19 protein-coding genes and 1 pseudogene are annotated in these 19,326 nt (G+C 62.4%); 16 read left to right on the top strand and 4 right to left on the bottom strand.

Annotated features, from left to right (window positions below; genetic code table 11):
* The first annotated feature begins 458 nt into the window (after positions 1-458).
* Positions 459-1,580 carry a cupin domain-containing protein gene (locus ACQUTP_RS25415; RefSeq protein ID WP_285756535.1) on the top strand — a complete coding sequence of 374 codons (1,122 nt, stop codon included), beginning with the start codon at positions 459-461 and terminating at the stop codon, positions 1,578-1,580.
* Between the two features lie 57 nt (positions 1,581-1,637).
* On the opposite strand, the gene ACQUTP_RS25410 is transcribed toward ACQUTP_RS25415, so the two are convergent.
* Entirely contained in the window at positions 1,638-3,077 is a 1,440-nt protein-coding gene (locus ACQUTP_RS25410) for a Cu(+)/Ag(+) sensor histidine kinase (RefSeq protein ID WP_119620996.1), read from the bottom strand.
* The gene (gene cusR / locus ACQUTP_RS25405; RefSeq protein ID WP_004206716.1) at positions 3,067-3,750 is read right to left on the bottom strand and encodes a copper response regulator transcription factor CusR; all 684 of its coding nucleotides are present in this window, start codon (positions 3,748-3,750) and stop codon (positions 3,067-3,069) included. Before cusR ends, ACQUTP_RS25410 begins: the two co-directional genes overlap by 11 nt.
* Before the next feature lie 172 nt (positions 3,751-3,922).
* On the opposite strand from cusR, the gene ACQUTP_RS25400 reads away from it, so the two are divergent.
* The 5 genes from ACQUTP_RS25400 (at position 3,923) to ACQUTP_RS25380 (ending at position 10,567) form a co-directional block, all read left to right on the top strand.
* The gene (locus ACQUTP_RS25400) at positions 3,923-5,308 is read left to right on the top strand and encodes an efflux transporter outer membrane subunit (protein ID WP_004206717.1); all 1,386 of its coding nucleotides are present in this window, start codon (positions 3,923-3,925) and stop codon (positions 5,306-5,308) included.
* Between the two features lie 17 nt (positions 5,309-5,325).
* Positions 5,326-5,670, top strand: a complete 345-nt coding sequence (gene cusF / locus ACQUTP_RS25395; protein ID WP_004206718.1) for a cation efflux system protein CusF — start codon at positions 5,326-5,328, stop codon at positions 5,668-5,670.
* A 44-nt stretch (positions 5,671-5,714) separates the two neighbouring features.
* Positions 5,715-6,986, top strand: a complete 1,272-nt coding sequence (locus ACQUTP_RS25390; protein ID WP_148390576.1) for an efflux RND transporter periplasmic adaptor subunit — start codon at positions 5,715-5,717, stop codon at positions 6,984-6,986.
* Positions 6,987-6,997: 11 nt separating this feature from the next.
* On the top strand, positions 6,998-10,147 hold the full coding sequence (locus tag ACQUTP_RS25385) for a CusA/CzcA family heavy metal efflux RND transporter (RefSeq protein WP_264975842.1): 3,150 nt from the start codon (positions 6,998-7,000) through the stop codon (positions 10,145-10,147).
* A 72-nt stretch (positions 10,148-10,219) separates the two neighbouring features.
* Entirely contained in the window at positions 10,220-10,567 is a 348-nt protein-coding gene (locus tag ACQUTP_RS25380) for a DUF1294 domain-containing protein (RefSeq protein WP_017900888.1), read from the top strand.
* A gap of 9 nt (positions 10,568-10,576) precedes the next feature.
* On the opposite strand, the gene ACQUTP_RS25375 is transcribed toward ACQUTP_RS25380, so the two are convergent.
* Positions 10,577-11,110 (bottom strand): lipocalin family protein, encoded by a 534-nt coding sequence (locus ACQUTP_RS25375; RefSeq protein WP_023319630.1) that lies wholly within the window; start codon positions 11,108-11,110, stop codon positions 10,577-10,579.
* 116 nt (positions 11,111-11,226) lie between these two features.
* Here ACQUTP_RS25375 and ACQUTP_RS25370 point away from each other — a divergent pair, with 116 nt between their 5' ends.
* The 10 genes from ACQUTP_RS25370 (at position 11,227) to ACQUTP_RS25325 (ending at position 19,047) form a co-directional block, all read left to right on the top strand.
* Positions 11,227-11,955, top strand: a complete 729-nt coding sequence (locus ACQUTP_RS25370; protein ID WP_004206722.1) for a MerR family transcriptional regulator — start codon at positions 11,227-11,229, stop codon at positions 11,953-11,955.
* 231 nt (positions 11,956-12,186) lie between these two features.
* Positions 12,187-12,621, top strand: coding sequence for a nuclear transport factor 2 family protein (locus tag ACQUTP_RS25365; RefSeq protein WP_032456946.1), 435 nt, complete (start codon positions 12,187-12,189; stop codon positions 12,619-12,621).
* Entirely contained in the window at positions 12,618-13,337 is a 720-nt protein-coding gene (locus tag ACQUTP_RS25360; protein WP_023342511.1) for an SDR family NAD(P)-dependent oxidoreductase, read from the top strand. The genes ACQUTP_RS25365 and ACQUTP_RS25360 overlap by 4 nt, the downstream gene beginning before the upstream one ends.
* A complete protein-coding gene (locus ACQUTP_RS25355; protein WP_064178664.1) occupies positions 13,334-14,593 on the top strand; it encodes an NAD(P)/FAD-dependent oxidoreductase in 1,260 nt (419 codons plus the stop codon). Before ACQUTP_RS25360 ends, ACQUTP_RS25355 begins: the two co-directional genes overlap by 4 nt.
* A gap of 1 nt (position 14,594) precedes the next feature.
* Positions 14,595-15,317, top strand: a complete 723-nt coding sequence (locus ACQUTP_RS25350; RefSeq protein ID WP_004178444.1) for a DUF1365 domain-containing protein — start codon at positions 14,595-14,597, stop codon at positions 15,315-15,317.
* Positions 15,314-16,534 (top strand): SAM-dependent methyltransferase, encoded by a 1,221-nt coding sequence (locus ACQUTP_RS25345; RefSeq protein ID WP_222690313.1) that lies wholly within the window; start codon positions 15,314-15,316, stop codon positions 16,532-16,534. The genes ACQUTP_RS25350 and ACQUTP_RS25345 overlap by 4 nt, the downstream gene beginning before the upstream one ends.
* Positions 16,531-17,016, top strand: a complete 486-nt coding sequence (locus tag ACQUTP_RS25340; RefSeq protein WP_004206727.1) for a DUF2878 domain-containing protein — start codon at positions 16,531-16,533, stop codon at positions 17,014-17,016. Before ACQUTP_RS25345 ends, ACQUTP_RS25340 begins: the two co-directional genes overlap by 4 nt.
* Complete coding sequence (locus tag ACQUTP_RS25335; RefSeq protein ID WP_004178438.1) at positions 17,013-17,537, top strand: hypothetical protein; 525 nt, start codon at positions 17,013-17,015, stop codon at positions 17,535-17,537. Before ACQUTP_RS25340 ends, ACQUTP_RS25335 begins: the two co-directional genes overlap by 4 nt.
* Entirely contained in the window at positions 17,534-18,091 is a 558-nt protein-coding gene (locus ACQUTP_RS25330; protein ID WP_109882722.1) for a DUF3833 domain-containing protein, read from the top strand. The genes ACQUTP_RS25335 and ACQUTP_RS25330 overlap by 4 nt, the downstream gene beginning before the upstream one ends.
* Positions 18,088-19,047 (top strand): YbgA family protein, encoded by a 960-nt coding sequence (locus ACQUTP_RS25325; protein WP_004206730.1) that lies wholly within the window; start codon positions 18,088-18,090, stop codon positions 19,045-19,047. Before ACQUTP_RS25330 ends, ACQUTP_RS25325 begins: the two co-directional genes overlap by 4 nt.
* 181 nt (positions 19,048-19,228) lie before the next feature.
* Here the strand turns inward: ACQUTP_RS25325 and ACQUTP_RS25320 are convergent.
* A pseudogene (locus ACQUTP_RS25320) lies at positions 19,229-19,326 on the bottom strand (carbohydrate porin); the annotation flags it as partial.

Genomic DNA, 19,326 nt, shown 5'->3' with positions numbered 1-19,326 from the left:
GTTAAAGAGCAGTTGCGACGCGCTTTAGCGCTCTGTCGCGAGGTGGCGTATATTACGCTTTCCTCTTTCAGAGTCAACCCGTTTTTCAGGATTTTTCTCTTCAACCGAACCCGCTGTTTGTGTGAAGTGATTCACATCTGCCGTGTCAGTGGGAGCGCATTATAGGGAGTTCGCCGGAAGTAGCAAGGGTTAAAATAGAAAAATCTTATCGACCGCTCATTATTTGAACTTTTCGCTTATTCCTCTTCCTACCATTAAAGCCGCCATCCCAGTGTTCATGCGGCCTGCAGCGTAGTTAACGCGAAGAACGCTTTTTGGCAAAAAAGTGATTTTTCTCTCTTACCCAACGCCATTATCGCGCCGATGGTGAATTAAGCACCACTCTTGACCCACGACAAAGCGCCCGCGCGGCCCCCCTTCCTATAATCAGGCCCGTTTCTTCTTACTGGTAATAATCGATGGCTTATCAACTCAACATTAACTGGCCCGAGTTTTTAGAGAAATACTGGCAAAAGCAGCCGGTGGTTTTAAAAAACGCGTTTCCGGACTTCGTCGACCCGATTACCCCGGACGAGCTGGCCGGATTAGCCATGGAGCCGGAAGTCGACAGCCGGCTGGTCAGTCTGACCAACGGTAAATGGCAGGCCAGCAATGGACCTTTTGAACATTTCGACAGCCTGGGCGAGACCGGCTGGTCGCTGCTGGCCCAGGCGGTAAACCACTGGCATATGCCGGCCGCCGAGCTGGTGCGACCGTTCCGCGTACTGCCGGACTGGCGTCTGGACGACCTGATGATCTCCTTCTCCGTCCCCGGCGGCGGCGTCGGGCCGCATATCGATCAATATGACGTCTTTATTATTCAGGGCATGGGCAGCCGCCGCTGGCGCGTGGGGGATAAGCTGCCGATGCGTCAGTTCTGCCCGCATCCGGCACTGCTGCACGTCGACCCGTTCCCGCCGATCATTGATGAAGATCTGCAGCCGGGCGATATCCTCTATATTCCACCGGGATTCCCGCACGATGGGATCACCCACGAAACCGCGCTGAACTACTCCGTCGGCTTCCGCGGGCCCAACGGCCGCGACCTGATCAGCAGCTTCGCCGACTATGTGCTGGAGAACGATCTTGGCGGCGAGCACTACAGCGATCCGGACCTCACCTGCCGCGAGCATCCTGGCCGGGTTGAAGAGTATGAACTCGAACGTCTGCGCACCATGATGATCGACATGATTCGCCAGCCGGAAGACTTCAAGCAGTGGTTCGGCAGTTTCGTCACCACCCCGCGTCACGAGCTGGATATTGCGCCGGCGGAACCGGCATATGAAGAAGAGGAAGTGGTTGATGCGCTGCTGGGCGGCGAAAAGCTCTCCCGCCTGAGCGGCCTGCGCGTTCTGCATATCGGCGACAGCTTCTTCGTGCATAGCGAACAGCTGGACACCACCGATGCCGAAGCGCTGGATGCGCTGTGCCGCTATACCTCATTAGGTCAGGAAGAGCTCGGCAGCGGCCTGCAGAATCCGGCGTTCGTGAGCGAACTGACGCGGCTGATTAATCAGGGCTACTGGTACTTCGAAGAGTAAGAGAGTCGCGATACTGCGAGCAGCCGCCTGGCGCTGCCCGCTGGCTTTCAGCCGTTATTACACCTGTTTCGGCAACACTACAATAAACCGCGTCGAGCGCAGATCGGACTGCGCAGCCACGCTGCCGTGGTGTGCGCTGACGATGGATTTCACTATCGCCAGGCCGATGCCGCTGCCCTCCCCTTTGCGCTGGCGCGAGGGGTCGACGCGATAGAAACGGTCAAACAGCCGCGGCAGATGTTCGGCGGCAATCGGCGTACCGGGATTCTCCACCACCAGGCGGACCGTCTCCGCGCTTTCGCTCAGCGCGATCGTCACCGCCTGGCCAGCCGGGGTGTAGCGGATCGCGTTCGACAGCAGATTGCTGATCGCCCGCCGCAGCATCAGCGGATCGCCAATCACCCGGCAGGGGCTGCCGACAAAGCACAGCGCCACCGCCTTCTCTTCCGCCCACGCCTCGAAAAACTCAAACACCTTATGCACTTCCTCAGCCAGATCCAGTTCCCGCTGTTCGGGGATCAGCTGGTTGTTATCGGCCTGGGCGAGGAACAGCATATCGCTGACCATCCGCGACATACGCGAGAACTCTTCGAGATTGGAGTAGAGCACCTCTTCCAGCTCCTGCTGGCTGCGGCTCTGGCTTAAGGCGATTTCGGTTTGCGTCACCAGGTTGGTGATCGGCGTGCGGATCTCATGGGCGATATCGGCGGAGAAGTTCGACTGACGGGTAAAGACATCCTCCATCCGCTCCAGCATGTGGTTAAAGGAGAGCGCGAGCCGCTCCAGTTCGATAGGCACCGCCTGCGGGTCAAGGCGCACGTCGAGATCCCGCGAGGTAATATTCTGGATCTGCCGGCTGATCTGGCGGATCGGTTTATGTCCCTGATAGACCACAAACAGCACGATGGCGATGATCAGCAGGCTGATTATCGACGCGGCGGAAATCAGCTTCGCTTTCAGCTCATTAATATAGTGCAGGTGAAAATCGATGGATAAGGCCATCAGCAGATGGTACGCCGGTTTGCCGTCCGCCTGCTTGCCCAGCGGCAGCATGATCAGCCGCCAGGCGCGGGTCTCCATTTGATGATTATCGTGCGCCATTGCCCGCGGCTGCGGGTCGGTCCATGAAATCACATTCCCGTCGCGCAGCTGCATCGCCAGGCCTGGCGTACTCAGCATATGGCTGAGATCCGGCCCGTTGGGCGACTGGAACAGAATATTGCCCTGCCCATCGTCCAGGCAGATAAAGACGTTGGCGTAACCCGCAATGATATTCTTCACGATCTCCAGCCGCCGCGCCTGCGGGTAGTCAGCGTGGTCGAGGACCGTCTCCAGGGTGGTACTGAGCTGCCTGAGATCGTGAACGTCGCGCTCTTCAAAGTGGGCCTTCACCGAATGGATCATGATCCAGGTGAAGGCAAAGAAGGCGATGATGGTGGCGAGGCTAATAAAGAAGCTCAGCCGGGTGGCCAGGGAAAAGGGGCGCTTAGCGGCCATCCGGCACCTCAAGCATATAGCCGACGCCGCGCACGGTCTGGATCAGCTTCGGCTCGAAGTCGTTATCGATTTTGGCGCGCAGCCGCTTCACCGCCACGTCTATCGCGTTGGTATCGCTGTCGAAATTCATATCCCACACCTGCGAGGCAATCAGCGAACGCGGCAGCACCTCGCCCTGATGGCGCAGGAAGAACTCCAGCAGAGTGAACTCCTTGCTAGTCAGGGTGATGCGGGTGGCGCCGCGCGTCACCTTACGGCTGACCAGATCGACGCTGAGATCCGCCGCCTGAAACTGGCTTTCGACAATAACCGCCGCTCCGCGGCGCAGCAGCGTCCGCACCCGCGCCAGCAGTTCCGCAAAGGCGAACGGCTTCACCAGATAGTCGTCGGCGCCCAGCTCCAGCCCCTTCACCCGATGCTCAATGGTGCCCAACGCGGTAAGCAGCAGGATCGGCATGCCTTTCCCGGCGGCGCGCAGCATGCGCACGATATCCCAGCCGTTCACGTCCGGCAGCATGATGTCGAGGATCAGCAGATCATAGTCACCGGTCATCGCCAGGTGATAGCCGTTAAGGCCGTTATCGGCCAGGTCGACGACGAAGCCAGCCTCGGTGAGCCCTTTGGTCAGGTACTCCCCGGTTTTCTTCTCATCTTCGACAATCAAAATCTTCACCGCAGGCTCCTTCACGCGCGTTCTGTGCGGGTATTCAATTTTAGAGGAGCGCCTCCGGATAGCAATGAAATATCAGGAAAATGACAGCTTTGTCATTTTCCTGTCACGTCCTGAACAGAGGCCGCTACGTAAAGTAGCCGCCATGGATAAATCGTCGAAAACGTCTGCCGCCATGCGCCCAATAACGCGTCTTACCCTCAGCGTGATACTCGCCTTAACCGGCTGTGTCTCGCTCGCTCCGGACTACCAGCGCCCCGCCGCGCCGGTACCGCAGCAGTTCTCTCTCAGCCAGAACAAGCTGGTGACCGCAACCGCGGGCTATCAGGAGACCGGCTGGCGCACCTTTTTCGTCGACCCGCAGGTGAAAAGCCTGATTGGCACCGCGCTGATCAACAACCGCGATCTGCGGATGGCGACGCTGAAAGTGCAGGAAGCCCGCGCCCAGTATCGGGTGACCGATGCTGACCGCTACCCGCAATTGAACGGTGACGGCAGCACCACCTACGGCGGCAAGCTTAAAGGCGACACCACCACCAGCAGCGATTACGCTGCCGGCCTGAATCTCAGCTATGACCTCGACTTCTTTGGCCGGCTGAAAAACCTTAGCGAGGCCGACCGGGAGAACTTCTTCGCCAGCGAAGAGGCCCGGCGCGCAGTGCATATCCTGTTGATTGCTAACGTTTCACAAAGCTACTTCAACCAGCGGCTGGCGGCAGCGCAGCTGCAGGTGGCCAACGATACCCTGCAAAACTATCAGCAGTCTTACGCGTTCGTTGAAAAACAGCTGCTGACCGGGAGCACTACCGTGCTGGCGCTGGAGCAGGCGAGGGGGATGATCGAGAGCACCCGCGCCGATATCGCCAGACGGCAGGGCCAGTTGGCGCAGGCTAATAACGCTCTGCAGCTATTGCTCGGCAGCTATCAACCTCTGCCGGACGATAGCGCCAGCAGCGCCGTCGATCTGCAAGGCGTTACCCTGCCGCCGTCGCTCTCCTCAGCGATCCTGCTGCAGCGGCCGGATATTTTAGAGGCCGAACACAGCCTGCGGGCGGCCAACGCCAACATCGGCGCCGCGCGGGCGGCCTTCTTTCCGTCGATCACCCTGACCAGCTCGCTCTCCGGTAGCAGCAGCGAGCTCGCCAGCCTGTTTAACGCCGGCAGCGCGATGTGGAACTTCATCCCCAAAATCGACATACCGATTTTCAACGCCGGGCGCAATCAGGCCAACCTCGATCTGGCGGAGATCCGTCAGCAGCAGCAGGTGGTCAACTACGAGCAAAAAATCCAGTCCGCCTTTAAAGAGGTAGCCGACGCGCTGGCCCTGCGCCAGAGCCTGGCCGCTCAAATTGCCGCACAGGAGCGCTATCTCGCGTCACTGAATATCACCCTGCAGCGCGCCACCGCGCTCTATCGCCACGGCGCGGTCAGCTACATCGAAGTGCTGAACGCCCAGCGCGATATTTTCACCACCCGACAAACCCTGCTGGAACTCAACTATTCCCGTCAGGCAAATGAAATCACCCTGTTCACCGCCCTCGGCGGCGGCTGGATGGAATAACCCAAGGAGTCCCGATCATGAATTCACTGTCTAAAGTCGCCCTGTTCACTCTGATTTCTGGCGCGGTGTTCGCCGTCCAGGCTGCCGACCCGCACGCCGGCATGGCGATGCACGAACAGCCCGCCGCCGCGCAGACGCAAAGCATCAGCGGCAAAGGGGTCATTAAAGCCATTGATATGGATAGCAAAAAAATCACCATCGCCCACGAAGCCATCCCGGCCGTGAACTGGCCGCCGATGACCATGCGCTTCACCATCACCCCGCAGACCCAGCTCAACAATGTGAAGAACGGCGACAGCGTGGACTTCACCTTCGTTCAGCAGGGCAACCTGTCGCTGCTGCAGGATATTCGCGCCCACTAATGGCCCGGCGACGGCAAGCCTCTCAACGACGGAATGGACAACACATGGCATCCCTGACACTGAAAAACACGGTGCTGATCCTCGGCAGCATGGCGATCGGCGGCGCGCTCACCGCAGCGCTGTATACCCGGACTGCGGCGCCCCACGACGCTGCCGCAGCCGCCCCGACGGCCGAGCAGCAACGTAAAGTGCTGTTCTGGTACGATCCGATGTACCCGAGCACCCGCTTTGATAAACCGGGTAAATCGCCGTTTATGGATATGGACCTGGTGCCGAAATACGCCGATGAGGAGAGTGCCGCCGTCGGGGCGCCGGGGGTGCGTATCGACCCGACGCAGAGCCAGAATCTTGGCGTGAAAACCGCCGCCGTCACCCGCGGGCCGCTGCGCTACGCCCAGACCTTCCCGGCCAACATCAGCTACAACGAGTACCAGTACGTGATTATGCAGGCGCGGGCGGCGGGCTTTATTAATAAAGTCTATCCCCTGACCGTCGGCGACAAAGTGCAACAAGGTACGCCGCTGCTGGAACTGACCATCCCGGACTGGGTGGAAGCGCAGAGCGAATATCTTTTATTGCAGGAGACCGGGGGCACCGCTACGCAGGTCGAGGGGATCCTCGAGCGTCTACGCCTCGCCGGAATGCCGGACGACGATATCCGCCGCCTGAAAACCACGCGCAAGATCCAGACCCGTTTCACCCTCAAGGCGCCCATCGACGGGGTGATCACCGCCTTCGATCTGCGCGCCGGAATGAACATCGCCAAAGATAACGTGGTGGCGAAAATTCAGGGCATGGATCCGGTGTGGGTCAGCGTGGCGGTCCCCGAGTCCATCGCCTGGCTGATCAAAGACGCCTCGCAGTTCAGTATTCAGGTTCCCGCCTGGCCGGACAAAACCTTCCGCATCAGCAAATGGACGATCCTCCCCAGCGTCGATAGCGCCACCCGCACCCTGCAGCTGCGCCTGCAGGTCAACAACCCGGATGAAGCGCTGAAGCCGGGGATGAACGCCTATCTGCAGCTGACCAGTGAAAGCGAACCGATGCTGCTGATCCCCTCCAAAGCGCTGATCGACAGCGGCAGCGAGCAGCGGGTAATCACCGTGGATAACGAGGGCCGCTTCGTGCCGAAGCGGGTCCAGGTTTTCCATGAATCCAATGGCGTCACGGCCATTCGCAGCGGGCTGCAGGAGGGCGAGAAAGTGGTCGCCAGCGGCCTGTTCCTGATCGACTCGGAGGCCAATATCGCCGGCGCGCTGGAGCGCATGCGCGCGCAGGCCCCGGATGCCGCTGCCCCTGCCGCCCACGCGCACTGAGGAAAGGAACCATGATTGAATGGATTATCCGCCGCTCGGTGGCCAACCGCTTCCTGGTGATGATGGCGGCGCTGTTCCTCAGCATCTGGGGAACCTGGACCATCATCCACACCCCGGTAGACGCCCTGCCGGATCTCTCCGACGTACAGGTGATCGTCAAAACCAGCTACCCGGGACAGGCGCCGCAGATCGTCGAAAACCAGGTCACCTGGCCGCTAACCACCACCATGCTGTCGGTGCCCGGCGCCAGAACGGTGCGCGGCTTCTCGCAGTTTGGCGACTCTTATGTGTATGTGATTTTTGAAGACGGCACCGATCCTTACTGGGCGCGCTCGCGGGTGCTGGAGTATCTCAACCAGGTACAGGGCAAACTGCCCGCCGGGGTGAGCGCCGAAATGGGCCCGGACGCCACCGGCGTCGGCTGGGTCTTCGAGTACGCGCTGGTCGACCGCAGCGGCAAGCACGATCTCGCCGAACTGCGCTCCCTGCAGGACTGGTTCTTAAAATATGAGCTGAAAACCATTCCTAACGTCTCGGAAGTGGCGTCGGTGGGCGGCGTGGTCAAGGAGTACCAGATTGTCGTCGACCCGATGAAGCTGACCCAGTACGGCATCAGCCTCGGCGAGGTGAAATCGGCGCTGGACGCCTCTAATCAGGAGGCGGGCGGCTCTTCGGTCGAACTGGCGGAAGCCGAATATATGGTGCGCGCCAGCGGCTATCTGCAGACCCTAGACGACTTCAAAAACATTGTGCTGAAAACCGGTGACAACGGCGTGCCGGTGTATCTCGGCGACGTCGCGCGGGTACAGGTCGGCCCGGAGATGCGCCGCGGTATCGCCGAACTGAACGGCGAAGGCGAAGTGGCCGGCGGGGTGGTGATCCTGCGCTCCGGCAAGAACGCCCGGGAAGCGATCTCGGCGGTCAAAGAAAAACTGGCGTCGCTGCAAAGCAGCCTGCCGGAAGGGGTTGAAGTCGTCACCACCTACGACCGCAGCCAGCTTATCGACCGCGCCATCGACAACCTCAGCCACAAACTGCTGGAAGAGTTTATCGTCGTCGCCTTGGTCTGCGCCCTGTTCCTGTGGCACGTGCGCTCGGCGCTGGTGGCGATTATCTCCCTGCCGCTCGGCCTGTGCTTCGCCTTTATCATGATGCATTTCCAGGGACTCAACGCCAACATCATGTCGCTGGGCGGGATCGCCATTGCGGTGGGAGCGATGGTCGATGCCGCCATCGTGATGATTGAGAACGCCCACAAGCGGCTGGAGGAGTGGGCGCATCAGCATCCGGGAGAGAAGCTCGGCAACGACAGGCGCTGGAAAATCATTACCGACGCCTCGGTGGAGGTTGGCCCGGCGCTGTTTATCAGCCTGCTGATCATCACCCTGTCGTTTATCCCCATTTTCACCCTCGAAGGCCAGGAGGGCAAACTGTTCGGCCCGCTGGCCTTCACCAAAACCTGGTCGATGGCCGGGGCGGCGCTGCTGGCGATCATGGTGATCCCGATCCTGATGGGCTTCTGGATCCGCGGCAGGATCCCGGCGGAGAGCAGCAACCCGCTGAACCGCTTTTTGATCCGCATTTATCACCCGCTGCTGCTGAAGGTGCTGCACTGGCCGAAGACCACCCTGCTGATCGCGCTCCTGTCGATCCTGACGGTTGTCTGGCCGCTTAACCGGGTCGGCGGCGAGTTTCTGCCGCAGATCAACGAGGGCGATCTGCTGTATATGCCGTCAACGCTGCCGGGGATCTCCGCCTCGCAGGCGGCGGATATGCTGCAGAAGACCGACAAGCTGATCATGACGGTGCCGGAGGTGGCGCGGGTGTTCGGCAAAACGGGTAAGGCAGACACCGCTACCGACTCCGCGCCGCTGGAGATGGTGGAGACCACCATTCAGCTCAAGCCGCAGGATCAGTGGCGGCCGGGGATGACCATGGAGAAGATCGTCGACGAACTGGACAAGACCGTGCGCCTGCCGGGGCTGGCGAACCTGTGGGTGCCGCCGATCCGCAACCGCATCGACATGCTCTCCACCGGCATCAAGAGCCCGATTGGCATTAAGGTTTCCGGCACTAACCTGGCCGATATCGACGCCATCGCCGGGCAAATTGAGGTGGTGGCGCGCAGCGTGCCGGGGGTCACGTCAGCATTAGCCGAGCGGCTGGTGGGCGGGCGCTACCTCGACATTGATATTCAGCGTGAGAAGGCGGCCCGCTACGGGATGACCGTCGGCGACGTGCAGCTGTTCGTCTCGTCCGCTATCGGCGGGGCGATGGTCGGCGAAACGGTGGAGGGCGTCGAGCGCTATCCAATCAACATCCGCTACCCGCAGAGCTATCGCGACAGCCTGCAGACCCTGCGCCAGCTGCCGATCCTCACCCCGCTGAAGCAGCAGATCGTCCTCGGCGACGTCGCCGAGGTGAAGGTGGTCAGCGGGCCATCGATGCTGAAGACCGAGAACGCCCGCCCCACCAGCTGGATCTACATCGACGCCCGCGACCGTGACATGGTGTCAGTGGTGCACGATCTGCAGCAGGCCATCGGCAAAGCGGTGAAGCTGAAGCCGGGCATCAGCGTGTCGTATTCCGGGCAGTTCGAGCTGCTGGAGCGCGCCAATCAGAAGCTGAAGCTGATGGTGCCGATGACGCTGATGATTATCTTTGTGCTGCTGTACCTGGCGTTCCGCCGCGTCGGCGAGGCGCTGCTGATCATCGCCAGCGTGCCGTTCGCCCTTGTGGGCGGGATCTGGTTTCTCTACTGGATGGGGTTCCATCTGTCGGTAGCCACCGGCACCGGCTTTATCGCCCTGGCCGGCGTGGCCGCGGAGTTTGGCGTGGTGATGCTGATGTACCTGCGCCACGCCATCGAGGCCGAGCCATCGCTGGAGAACCCGCGTACCTTCAGCGTCGATAAGCTCGACGAGGCGCTGTACCAGGGGGCGGTGCTGCGCGTGCGGCCGAAGGCGATGACCGTGGCGGTGATTATCGCCGGCCTGCTGCCGATTTTGTGGGGCAACGGCGCCGGGTCGGAGGTGATGAGCCGCATCGCCGCGCCGATGATTGGCGGAATGATCACCGCCCCGCTGCTGTCGCTGTTTATTATTCCGGCGGCGTATAAGCTGATGTGGCTGTTCCGGCATCGGGGCAAGCGAGGCCGATAGCCCGCCGCGTTTACGCCGGTCCGGGAAATTGGCTATAGTGGCGCCATTCTTCTGGCCGGCGTGAACGTCTCTATGAATCTGAACCTGGTATGTTATTCCCTGCTGCTGCTCACCGCCGTGGGCAGCGCCCTGCTGCCCTACCCGCTGGCGATGTGGTTTTTACTGAGCAGCCTTCTGACATGGCTTATCTATGGCGCCGACAAGCTGGCGGCACGCAAAGCCTGGCGCCGGGTGCCGGAAACCACGCTGCTGGTGCTGGGCCTGGTGGGAGGCTGGCCGGGGGCCATCCTCGGCCAGCAGTGCTTTCGTCATAAAACGCAAAAGCAGCCCTTCCGGACGTGGTTTTTCATCAGCGTGGCGCTGAACGTGGCGGCGCTGGCCGGGCTGTACGTGGTTTATACCCACCTGCTAAGCCGATAAGGGGCGAGGCTAGCGCGGCGTCTGGCGGATCCACACCAGGCGATCGACGTCAAAGCCCAGCTCGCGCGCGGTATTCAGGTAATCCTGCTTCACCGCCGCCGGGATGGTGGGGGTGCGCGACAGGATCCAGAGATAGTCGCGGTTGGGGCCGCTGACCAGCGCGTACTGGTAGTCGTCGTCCAGACGGATCACGTTATAGCCGCCGTAGAATGGCCCGAAGAACGACACCTTCAGCGCCGCGGTGGTGGGGGCGCCGGTGAAATAGGCTTTCCCGTCGCTCTCATTCCAGCGTTTTTTAACCGGGTCATAACCGCGATTGACGACGCTGATCCCCCCGTCGCCGCGGGTGCCGTAGGTGGCGGTCACCTGCTCCAGGCCTCGCTCGAAGCGATTCTCCAGGCGAGCGACCTCATACCATTTTCCAAGATAACGACTGGCGTCAAACCCGCTAATCGGCTGTACGCCCTTCGGCGGGGTGGGCGATTTGCAGGCCACGAGGGTCAACGCGATAGCGACGCCAGTGACAACAGGCCATAGCTTCATGAGAACTCCTTTCATTTACGCGGTTGGGGAAAGTGTAGTGCAAAGCCGCTACACTTCACGCCAGCCGACGTGATTCGTAGTATATTGAGAATATTCTTTGTTAACAGGTGGCCTCCATGCCTTACTCCATCGGCGAATTTGCCCGACTTTGCGGGATAAATGCGACCACGCTTCGCGCCTGGCAGCGCCGCTACGGCCTGCTTAAGCCGCTGCGCACCGATGGTGGACACCGTCTGTACAGCGATGACGACGTCCAGCAGGCGCTGAAGATCCTCGACTGGGTGAAAAAAGGGGTGCCGGTTAGCCAGGTGAAGCCCCTGCTGTCGCGCCCCGGCGCGCGGCGCACTAACAACTGGCTGACGCTGCAGGAGACCATGCTGCAGCGGCTGAAAGAGGGAAAAATCGAGTCCCTGCGCCAGCTTATCTATGATGCCGGGCGCGAATATCCGCGTCAGGAGCTGGTGACTGAGGTGCTGCGTCCGCTGCGCAGCCAGGTCTCTGCCAACGTGCCGGCCATCATGACCCTGCGCGAAATCCTCGACGGCATCATCATCGCCTACACCTCGTTTTGCCTCGAAGGCGATAAGAAGGCGCCCGGGGATAACTTTCTGATCACCGGCTGGCACCTGACCGACGCCTGCGAAATCTGGCTTGAGGCGCTCAAGCGTACCGGCCAGGGTCATCGCATCGACGTCCTGCCGGTGCCTCCCGCCGCCCTGGCGCCGGAGATTTTTCCCCAGCGCAACTGGCTGCTGGTCACCAGCGGTAAACTCTCCGCCGCTCGTCAGAGGCAGATCGAACTCTGGCAGCAGCAGGTCGTCTCCCTCGAGGTGATCCCGCTCTAACCCCCTGTTTTCACTTACCTCCACGCTCTGTTCCGCCAGCGCCCGGTGGCGCGGCGGGCGCACGCTTGCCCTTTGCGCCACGCGTGATTTCCACCCTTTAAAACACCAATAATAAACATATGATTTTTAACACAAATAAAATATATTTTTCCACAAACTTGGACAAATAATTTTATTTGTGTAAGTTTTAAGTATGCCATTACGCCACCGTGTTTAGCCAGGATGTGATCCATGAGCACCTCGCCGTCCGTGATTCGTCGTTTCGTTGAGTACTACGCCGGGCTGGATGCGCAGCCGCCCTCGGCGCTGGCCGCGCTGTACCATCCGGACGCGACGCTGAGCGATCCTTTTGGTCAGCACCAGGGGCTGTTCGCCATCCAGCGCTACTTTACCCATCTGCTGGCCAACGTGGAGCAGTGCCGGTTCACCATCGACACGCCGCTCTGCGACGGTCAGCGGTTCGCCGTGACCTGGACCATGCACTGGTCGCATCCGCGCATTGCCGGCGGAGAAACGCTAGCCCTGCCGGGCTGCTCGGTGGTGGACATCGCCGGGGAGCAGATTCTCCATCAACGCGACTTCTACGACGCCGGGGAGATGATCTACGAGCATCTTCCCCTGCTGGGCTGGGCGGTACGCGGCGTGAAACGGAGGGTGCGCTCATGATGACGGTGCTTATCACCGGCGCCAGCTCCGGGATTGGCGCCGGCCTGGCGAAATCCTTCGCGACGGATGGCCACCTGGTCATCGCCTGCGGGCGCGATGCGTCGCGCCTGACGGCGCTGCAGCAGTTCAGCCCCAACATCAGCGCGCGCCTGTTCGATATGACAGACAGGGACGCCTGTCGCCAGGCGCTGACGGGCTGTTTTGCCGACCTGATCATTCTCTGCGCCGGCACCTGCGAATACCTCGACCACGGACAGGTGGATGCCGCCCTCGTGGAGCGGGTGATGGCCACCAACTTCCTTGGGCCGGTGAACTGCCTGGCGGCGCTGCAGACGCAGCTGGAGGCTGGCGATCGGGTGGTGCTGGTCAGCTCCATGGCGCACTGGCTGCCCTTCCCGCGCGCGGAAGCCTATGGCGCCTCCAAGGCGGCGCTGACCTGGTTTGCCAACAGCCTGCGTCTTGACTGGGAGCCGAAAGGGGTCGCCGTCACGGTGGTCTCTCCAGGCTTCGTCGACACCCCGCTGACGCGCAAAAACGACTTTGCCATGCCCGGCCGGGTGAGCGTGGATCGGGCGGTGGCGGCGATCCGCCACGGCCTGGCGAAGGGAAAAAACCACATCGCCTTCCCCACCGGTTTCAGCCTGGCCCTGCGGCTGCTGGCCAGCCTGCCGTCAGGTATGCAGCGCCTGCTGTTGCGCAGGATGGTGCGCTCATGAACATCGCCATCATCGGCAGCGGCATCGCCGGGCTGACCTGCGCCTGGCGGCTGGCCGGACACCATCAGGTGACGCTGTTCGAAGCGGGCGCCACGCCGGGCGGCCACACCGCCACCGTGGATGTCACCACGCCGCAGGGCACCTGGGCCATCGATACCGGATTTATCGTCTACAACGATCGCACCTATCCGCGCTTTATGGGCCTGCTCAGCGAGCTGGGGATCGACGGGCAAAAAACGCAGATGAGCTTCTCGGTCCACAACCCGGCCAGCGGCCTGGAGTACAACGGCCACAGCCTGACCTCGCTCTTCGCCCAGCGACGCAATCTGCTGAAGCCGGCCTTCTGGGGGCTGCTGAGCGAGATCGTCCGCTTCAACCGGCTGGCAAAACTGGCGCTGACCGAGGCGCTGGATCCGGGCGCGACGCTGGAGAACTTCCTCTCCCGCCACCGTTTTAGCCCCTTCTTCGCCCGCCACTATATCCTGCCGATGGGGGCGGCCATCTGGTCGTCGTCGCTGCAGGAGATGCGCCGCTTCCCGCTACCGCTATTTTTGCGCTTCTTTGAAAACCACGGTCTGCTGGATATTCGCGATCGTCCGCAATGGTACGTGGTGCCCGGCGGTTCCCGGGAATACGTCCGCGCCCTGCTCGCCAGGCTCGGCGATCGCCTGGACCTGCGGCTCAACGCGCCGGTGCAGCAGGTGGACCGCCACCCGGCGGGAGTTATCCTGCGGCTGGCGTCCGGGGAGGCGCATTTTGACCAGGTGATCTTCGCCTGCCACTCCGCGCAGGCGCTGGCGATGCTGGCGGCGCCAACCGACGCCGAGCGTGAGGTGCTGGGGGATATCGGCTGGCAGCGCAACGAGGTGGTGCTGCACAGCGATCCGCGCTGGCTGCCGGAGCGCCAGCGCGCCTGGGCCAGCTGGAACTATCGCCTGAGCGACGGGGATTTGGCCCGGGCCTGCGTCACCTACAACATGAATATTCTCCAGGGGCTGCCTGCGGGCGCCCCCCTGTTCTGCGTCACTCTGAACCCGGACGCGCCAGTGGACGATCGCTATGTCTGGCAGCGCTTCGTCTATGAGCATCCGCTGTTTAACCCGCAAAGCTGGTCGGCCCAGCTGCGGCGCGAAGAGATTAACGGCCAGCAGCGGAGCTGGTACTGCGGGGCCTACTGGTACAACGGCTTTCATGAGGACGGGGTGCGCAGTGCGCTCGACGTGGTGCAGGGCATCGCCGCGGCGGAGGACAACTGAAATGAACAGCTGCCTCTATCAGGGCGTCCTGCGCCACCGTCGCCTGCAGCCGAAGGCGCACCACTTCGTCTACCGCCTGTTTATGGCCTGGCTTGACCTCGACGAACTGGACAGGCTGCCTGAGGCGGGCATCCGCCGCAACCGCCTGGCCGCCGCCGCCTGGTACGACGCCGATTATCCGCTGGGCGCGCCGCTGAAGGCTCAGGTGCTGAACCGGCTGGAGAGCCTGACCGGCTGCCGCCCGGCGGGCCGCGTGATGCTCCTGACCCAGCTGCGCTACTTCGGCTTCCATTTTAATCCGGTCAACTTTTACTACTGCTATGACGAGGCCGACACCCTGCGCTGGGTGTTGGCCGAAGTGCGCAACACGCCGTGGAATGAGCGTCATTACTACGCGGTGGACGGCCAGCAGGCGCGCCCGCTGGAGAAAGCCTTTCACGTTTCGCCGTTTAACCCGATGGACATGGTCTATCACTGGCGCTTCAACGCGCCGGGCAAAACGCTGCACATGCACATTGAAAACCATCAGGCCAGCAAGGTGTTCGACGCCACGCTGGCCCTGAGCCGCGTGCCGTTAACCCGCGCCAACCTGCGCGGGCTGCTGCTGCGTCTGCCGATGATGACCCTGAAAACCGTCCTCGCCATCTACTGGCAGGCGCTGCGGCTGTGGCTGAAGCGCGTGCCGCTGTACAACCATCCTGTCAGCAGGAGTGAACGCTCATGACCGATCCCGTCTTTGCGCTTGAACCCGATGTGCCGCGCAACGTGCGGCTCGCGCGCTGGCTGCTCTTTCGTCTGTTGAGCGGCCTCCGCGAAGGCTCGCTCACCGTGCGCGAAGGGGCGCAGACTTTTCATTTTGGCGACCCCGCCGCCGCGCTGCGCGCTGAGGCGCGGGTCTGCACGCCGGAGGTGTACTGGCGTCTGCTGACCGGCGGCAGTCTCGCGGCGGCCGAGGCCTGGATGGACGGCGACTGGGAGAGCCACCAGCTGACGGCGCTGTTGCAGATCCTCGCGCGCAACGGCGAGGTGCTGGGGCGTCTGGAGCGCGGCTTTCGGCTGCTGGGTAAGCCTGTCGCCCGCCTGCGCCACTGGACTCGCCGCAACACCCGCGCCCAGGCGCGGGAGAACATTGCCGCCCATTACGACCTCGGCAACGAATTTTATGCCCACTTTCTGGATGACGACCTGCTCTACTCCAGCGCGCTGTTTACCGACGACGAGCAGGATCTGACCCTGGCCCAGCGGGCCAAGATGGCGCGTCTGTGCGACCAGCTGGCGCTCAACCCCGGCGATCATCTGCTGGAGATTGGCACCGGCTGGGGGGCGCTGGCCGAATACGCCGCCCGCCATTACGGTTGCCGGGTCACGACTACCACCCTTTCCCGGGAGCAGCACCGCTGGGCTACCGAGCGCATGGCCCGCGCCGGGCTGCAGGATCGCGTCGAGGTGCTGCTCTGCGACTACCGCGATCTGCGCGGCGAGTACGACAAACTGGTGTCGGTGGAGATGATTGAGGCGGTGGGCCAGCGCTACCTCCCGGCCTTCTTCCGCAACTGCCAGGCGCGCCTGCGCCCGGGCGGTAAAATGGCCCTGCAGGCGATCACCATTCAGGATCAGCGCTATCGCGACTACAGCAAAAGCGTCGATTTTATCCAGCGCTACATCTTCCCGGGCGGCTTTTTGCCCAGCATCACGGCAATGAGCGAGCTGATGACCCGCCATACCGATTTTGTGGTGCGCAACCTGTTCGACATGGGCCCGGACTATGCCCGCACCCTGGCGCACTGGCGGCAGCGTTTTACCCACGCCTGGCAGGATATTGAAAAGCTCGGCTTTGATGAGCGCTTCCGCCGGATGTGGCTCTACTACTTTGGCTATTGCGAAGCCGGATTTAACGCCCGCACCATCAGCGTGGTGCAGCTCACCGCGGAGCGGGTATGACACGCCCGGCGCAGCACTTGCTGATGGCCCTCGCGTTCGATGTTTACTGGACGCTGGTGGTGATGTTGCGCGAGCGCGGCCTGCTGATCTGGCTGACGCTGGCCATCTTCGCCTGGCTGCGGTTGCCGGCGGCCAGTCGTCCGCCCGCCCTGCTGCTGGCCGCGGCGGGCTGCGGGCTGGACGCCTGCTGGGCGCTGGCGGGGCTGATTGATTTTCCCGGCGACAGCCTGCTGCCCCTGTGGATGGTGGCCCTGTGGCTGATGTTCGCCGTCGTCTGGACCCGACTGACCCGCACCGCGACGCTTCCCGGCTGGGTGCTGGCTACGGCGGCGACCCTCGGCGGCCCGGTGGCCTACCTGATCGGCGCTCGCCTCGGAGCCATGACCCTGCTGGTGCCGACCGCGCTTGCTGTGGCCGCCATGGCCTGCGGCTGGCTGGTGATCATGCTGCTGTTCCATCTGGGGATGGGGAGGCAAAAATGAGATTCGCCCTGTTACTGCTATGGCTGACCGTCCTCGCCCCGGCGGCCCACGCCGCCGACTGGCTGGCGTGGCGCCGCGTCGGCGAGGCGACCCTCACCTGGGGGCCGTTCACCGTCTATCACTCACAGCTGCGCACACCCAATGGTCGGTATGACGGCCCGCAGCAGGATCGGGCGCTGATCATCACCTACCAGCGCGACATCGATCGCGAGGCGCTGGTGGACGCCACCCGCGACCAGTGGCAGGCGCAGGGCATTCTGCAACAGGAACCGCGCAGCGAAGCCTGGCTGCGCATGCTGCAGGGGATCTGGCCGGACGTCGCGCCGGGCAGCCAGCTGGCGTTCGTGGTCCGCGGCGGCGAGGGGCAGTTCTGGTACCGCGCCAGCGCCGCACAGACCGCCTTTACCCCGCTCGGCCCGCGCCAGTCGGCGGCGTTCAGCACCCGCTTTCTCGCCATCTGGCTCGATCCACGCACCACTTATCCCGAACTGCGTCAGCAGTTGATCGGAGGTACACCATGAAACGCATTCTGACCCTTGGCCTGGCGCTGCTGATGCTGATGCTGATGCTCGCCGGCTGCAGTACCGAGGTCACCGAATACCGGCAGCAGCAGCCCGCCCTCGACATCTTTCACTATTTTCAGGGTCGAACCGAAGCGTGGGGGATGGTGCAGGATCGCAACGGCAAGCAGCTGCGCCGCTTCCATGTTGAGATCGATGGCGACGTCGTCGGCGATACCCTGACGCTCCATGAGCGCTTTGTCTATGACGATGGCGAGAAGCAGCAGCGGGTATGGCGCATTCGCCGCACCGGCGATAACCGTTATCAGGGCACCGCCGGGGATATCGAAGGCGTGGCCAGCGGCCAGGCGGCAGGCAATGCCTTTCACTGGCGCTACAGCATGAACGTCGAGGCCAGCGGCAGCCGGTGGCTACTGCACTTTGACGACTGGATGTACCTGCAGGACGGCAGCCATTTGTTTAACAAAACCGAGATGAAGAAATTCGGCATTACGGTCGCCACCGTGACCCTTTTCTTTACCCGAACCACAGCAGAAGAGAGGACAGCGCCATGAACACGCAACCTGTCATTGGGATCAGCGGATGTTTAACCGGCTCAGCCGTGCGATTCGACGGCGGGCATAAGCGTATGGGCTTTGTGATGGATGAGCTCGCGCAGTGGGTGGCGTTTAAGCCCGTCTGCCCGGAGATGGCGATCGGCCTGCCCGTACCCCGCCCGGCGCTCCGCCTGGTGCAGACTCCGGTCGGGGAGATCCGCATGCGCTTCAGCCACGCCCCGCACGAGGATGTGACGGAGAAGATGGCCGATTTTGCCAACGCCCATCTGGCAACTCTGGGCGAGCTGTCGGGCTTTATCGTCTGCGCCAAATCGCCGAGCTGCGGGATGGAGCGCGTGCGGCTGTATGACGAAAAAGGCAATCGCGGGCGTAAGGAAGGCGTGGGGCTGTTTACCGGCGCCCTGATGGCGCGCTACCCGTGGCTGCCGGTGGAAGAGGATGGCCGGCTGCACGATCCGCTGCTGCGGGAGAACTTTGTCGAGCGCGTTTTCGCCCTGCATGAACTCAACGCCCTGCGCGCCCGCGGCCTGACCCGCCACGGCCTGCTGGCCTTTCACAGCCGCTACAAGCTGCAGCTGCTGGCTCACCACCAGGCGGGCTACCGCGAGATCGGCCCCTTCGTCGCCTCGCTGCATGAATGGGAGGATCTGGAGGCTTTCTTCGAGGTCTACCGTGAGAAGCTGATGGCGATCCTCAAGCGGCCCGCCTCGCGGAAAAACCACACCAACGTGCTGATGCATATTCAGGGTTATTTCCGCGACCAGCTGAACAGCCGCCAGCGCGGCGAGCTGCGGGAGGTGATCCTCAACTATCGCGCCGGGCTGCTGCCGATCCTCGCCCCGCTGACGCTGCTTAAGCACTATCTGGCCGAGTATCCGGATCGCTACCTGCAGGCGCAGAACTATTTTGACCCCTATCCGCAGGATCTGGCCCTGCGCCTGACGGTGAACTGAGGGGGGATGGGCCAGCTGCCCGGCGGTGCTGCGCTTGCGCGGGCCTGGGGGGGAGCCCGCAGGAAGGAACGCAGGCCGGATAAGGCATGTATGCCGCCATCCGGCATAAATGGAGCGCACCAGTCGTAGCCCGGCTAAGCGTAGCGCCAGCCGGGAACGCTCCTTCGGCAACGCTATCGCATCAGAACCACGCCTCAAACATCCCGCCGACGTTCAGCGAATCCAGCTGCTGGTCCTGGGTGCCGTTCACCTTCGCGGTATGCTCATTGTCCACCTGGC

This window comes from Klebsiella sp. 2-CIP_Kleb. (assembly GCF_050378715.1).
GTDB lineage: Bacteria > Pseudomonadota > Gammaproteobacteria > Enterobacterales > Enterobacteriaceae > Klebsiella > Klebsiella quasipneumoniae.
This window is presented reverse-complemented; position numbering and strand designations above follow the sequence as displayed.

Coding starts and splice junctions, on each gene's coding strand:
- ACQUTP_RS25415 (WP_285756535.1), top strand. CDS start 459: ATGGCTTATCAACTCAACATTAACTGGCCCGAGTTTTTAGAGAAATAC.
- ACQUTP_RS25410 (WP_119620996.1), bottom strand. CDS start 3,077: ATGGCCGCTAAGCGCCCCTTTTCCCTGGCCACCCGGCTGAGCTTCTTT.
- ACQUTP_RS25400 (WP_004206717.1), top strand. CDS start 3,923: ATGCGCCCAATAACGCGTCTTACCCTCAGCGTGATACTCGCCTTAACC.
- cusF (WP_004206718.1), top strand. CDS start 5,326: ATGAATTCACTGTCTAAAGTCGCCCTGTTCACTCTGATTTCTGGCGCG.
- ACQUTP_RS25390 (WP_148390576.1), top strand. CDS start 5,715: ATGGCATCCCTGACACTGAAAAACACGGTGCTGATCCTCGGCAGCATG.
- ACQUTP_RS25385 (WP_264975842.1), top strand. CDS start 6,998: ATGATTGAATGGATTATCCGCCGCTCGGTGGCCAACCGCTTCCTGGTG.
- ACQUTP_RS25380 (WP_017900888.1), top strand. CDS start 10,220: ATGAATCTGAACCTGGTATGTTATTCCCTGCTGCTGCTCACCGCCGTG.
- ACQUTP_RS25375 (WP_023319630.1), bottom strand. CDS start 11,110: ATGAAGCTATGGCCTGTTGTCACTGGCGTCGCTATCGCGTTGACCCTC.
- ACQUTP_RS25370 (WP_004206722.1), top strand. CDS start 11,227: ATGCCTTACTCCATCGGCGAATTTGCCCGACTTTGCGGGATAAATGCG.
- ACQUTP_RS25365 (WP_032456946.1), top strand. CDS start 12,187: ATGAGCACCTCGCCGTCCGTGATTCGTCGTTTCGTTGAGTACTACGCC.
- ACQUTP_RS25360 (WP_023342511.1), top strand. CDS start 12,618: ATGATGACGGTGCTTATCACCGGCGCCAGCTCCGGGATTGGCGCCGGC.
- ACQUTP_RS25355 (WP_064178664.1), top strand. CDS start 13,334: ATGAACATCGCCATCATCGGCAGCGGCATCGCCGGGCTGACCTGCGCC.
- ACQUTP_RS25350 (WP_004178444.1), top strand. CDS start 14,595: ATGAACAGCTGCCTCTATCAGGGCGTCCTGCGCCACCGTCGCCTGCAG.
- ACQUTP_RS25345 (WP_222690313.1), top strand. CDS start 15,314: ATGACCGATCCCGTCTTTGCGCTTGAACCCGATGTGCCGCGCAACGTG.
- ACQUTP_RS25340 (WP_004206727.1), top strand. CDS start 16,531: ATGACACGCCCGGCGCAGCACTTGCTGATGGCCCTCGCGTTCGATGTT.
- ACQUTP_RS25335 (WP_004178438.1), top strand. CDS start 17,013: ATGAGATTCGCCCTGTTACTGCTATGGCTGACCGTCCTCGCCCCGGCG.
- ACQUTP_RS25330 (WP_109882722.1), top strand. CDS start 17,534: ATGAAACGCATTCTGACCCTTGGCCTGGCGCTGCTGATGCTGATGCTG.
- ACQUTP_RS25325 (WP_004206730.1), top strand. CDS start 18,088: ATGAACACGCAACCTGTCATTGGGATCAGCGGATGTTTAACCGGCTCA.